The sequence below is a fragment of the Rhizobium sophorae genome, from assembly GCF_013087515.1.
In the GTDB taxonomy this organism is placed as follows: Bacteria; Pseudomonadota; Alphaproteobacteria; order Rhizobiales; family Rhizobiaceae; genus Rhizobium; species Rhizobium sophorae.
Genome location: NZ_JABFCN010000087.1, coordinates 1 through 2500, shown reverse-complemented (window position 1 = coordinate 2500; position 2500 = coordinate 1). Strand labels below are relative to the sequence as shown.

Genomic DNA, 2500 nt, shown 5'->3' with positions numbered 1-2500 from the left:
GTAACACCAACTGGAGGACCGAACCCGCATCTGTTGCAATAGATTGGGATGACTTGTGGCTAGGGGTGAAAGGCCAATCAAACTCGGAAATAGCTGGTTCTCCGCGAAATCTATTTAGGTAGAGCGTCGAGCGAATACCCCCGGGGGTAGAGCACTGGATGGGCTATGGGGACTCACCGTCTTACTGATCCTAACCAAACTCCGAATACCGGGGAGTACTACTCGGCAGACACACGGCGGGTGCTAACGTCCGTCGTGAAAAGGGCAACAACCCTAACCTCCAGCTAAGGTCCCCAAGTCATGGCTAAGTGGGAAAGGATGTGAGGATCCCAAAACAACCAGGATGTTGGCTTAGAAGCAGCCATCATTTAAAGAAAGCGTAACAGCTCACTGGTCTAAATAAGGGTCTTTGCGCCGAAAATGTAACGGGGCTGAAGCCATGCACCGAAGCTGAGGATTTGCGAGCAATCGCAAGTGGTAGCGGAGCGTTCCGTAAGCTGATGAAGGGAGACCCGTGAGGGCTCCTGGAGGTATCGGAAGTGCGAATGTTGACATGAGTAACGATAAAGAGGGTGAGAGACCCTCTCGCCGAAAGACCAAGGGTTCCTGCTTAAAGTTAATCTGAGCAGGGTTAGCCGGCCCCTAAGGCGAGGCAGAAATGCGTAGTCGATGGGAACCACGTTAATATTCGTGGGCCTGGTGGTAGTGACGGATTGCACAAGTTGTTCATTCTTATTGGATTGGATGGGCAGCGGAGCGGTTCCAGGAAATAGCTCCACCGTATAGACCGTACCCGAAACCGACACAGGTGGTCAGGTAGAGTATACCAAGGCGCTTGAGAGAACTATGTTGAAGGAACTCGGCAAATTGCACGCGTAACTTCGGAAGAAGCGTGACCCCATGCTAGGCAACTATTATGGGGTGGCACAGACCAGGGGGTAGCGACTGTTTATCAAAAACACAGGGCTCTGCGAAGTCGCAAGACGACGTATAGGGTCTGACGCCTGCCCGGTGCTGGAAGGTTAAGAGGAGAGGTGCAAGCTTTGAATCGAAGCCCCAGTAAACGGCGGCCGTAACTATAACGGTCCTAAGGTAGCGAAATTCCTTGTCGGGTAAGTTCCGACCTGCACGAATGGCGTAACGACTTCCCCGCTGTCTCCAACATAGACTCAGTGAAATTGAATTCCCCGTGAAGATGCGGGGTTCCTGCGGTCAGACGGAAAGACCCCGTGCACCTTTACTATAGCTTTACACTGGCATTCGTGTCGGCATGTGTAGGATAGGTGGTAGGCTTTGAAGCGGGGACGCCAGTTTCCGTGGAGCCATCCTTGAAATACCACCCTTATCGTCATGGATGTCTAACCGCGGCCCGTCATCCGGGTCCGGGACAGTGTATGGTGGGTAGTTTGACTGGGGCGGTCGCCTCCGAAAGAGTAACGGAGGCGCGCGATGGTGGGCTCAGACCGGTCGGAAATCGGTCGTCGAGTGCAATGGCATAAGCCCGCCTGACTGCGAGACTGACAAGTCGAGCAGAGACGAAAGTCGGTCATAGTGATCCGGTGGTCCCGCGTGGAAGGGCCATCGCTCAACGGATAAAAGGTACGCCGGGGATAACAGGCTGATGACCCCCAAGAGTCCATATCGACGGGGTTGTTTGGCACCTCGATGTCGGCTCATCGCATCCTGGGGCTGGAGCAGGTCCCAAGGGTTTGGCTGTTCGCCAATTAAAGCGGTACGTGAGCTGGGTTCAGAACGTCGTGAGACAGTTCGGTCCCTATCTGCCGTGGGTGTAGGAATATTGACAGGATCTGTCCCTAGTACGAGAGGACCGGGATGGACATATCTCTGGTGGACCTGTTGTCCTGCCAAGGGCATAGCAGGGTAGCTATATATGGACGGGATAACCGCTGAAGGCATCTAAGCGGGAAACCCACCTGAAAACGAGTATTCCCTATCAGAGCCGTGGAAGACGACCACGTTGATAGGCCGGGTGTGGAAGTGCGGCAACGCATGAAGCTTACCGGTACTAATAGCTCGATCGGCTTGATCGTTCTCATTGACTATGCTCATCTCAAGGCGACCGCAAAGCGGTCGTCCTGACAAGGCGAAGGCGCCAGCCTTTGCCCGGTCCCGGCGAACACGAAGTGTTCGTCCGGTTGGAGCTCTAAACGTGTTCAAAAACGAAGTCATAGGACTTCACCAGCTTCTCAAAACATATAGTTGCGCTTTGCCGACCTGGTGGTTATGGCGGGGTGGCTGCACCCGTTCCCTTTCCGAACACGGCCGTGAAACGCCCCTGCGCCCATGGTACTTCGTCTTAAGACGCGGGAGAGTAGGTCGCTGCCAGGTCTGCAAAACGCAACTTATATAAATCAATCTTCTCAGAACAAACTACGGCCCAAAGCCGAAACAAACGGCCGCTCACAAAGCGGCCTTTCGTGTTATAATACTCCAGCAAATCCCCAACGATTTGCACTTGGCGCGGGGTGGAGCAGCCCGG

2 rRNA genes (1 of these 2 cut by a window edge) are annotated in these 2500 nt (G+C 54.2%); both read left to right on the top strand.

The features are described from left to right. Positions 1-2051, top strand: a 23S ribosomal RNA gene (locus G9X64_RS36110) (it extends 855 nt beyond the left edge of the window). 183 nt (positions 2052-2234) lie between these two features. Beyond that, positions 2235-2349, top strand: a 5S ribosomal RNA gene (gene rrf, locus G9X64_RS36105). Positions 2350-2500 lie beyond the last annotated feature (151 nt).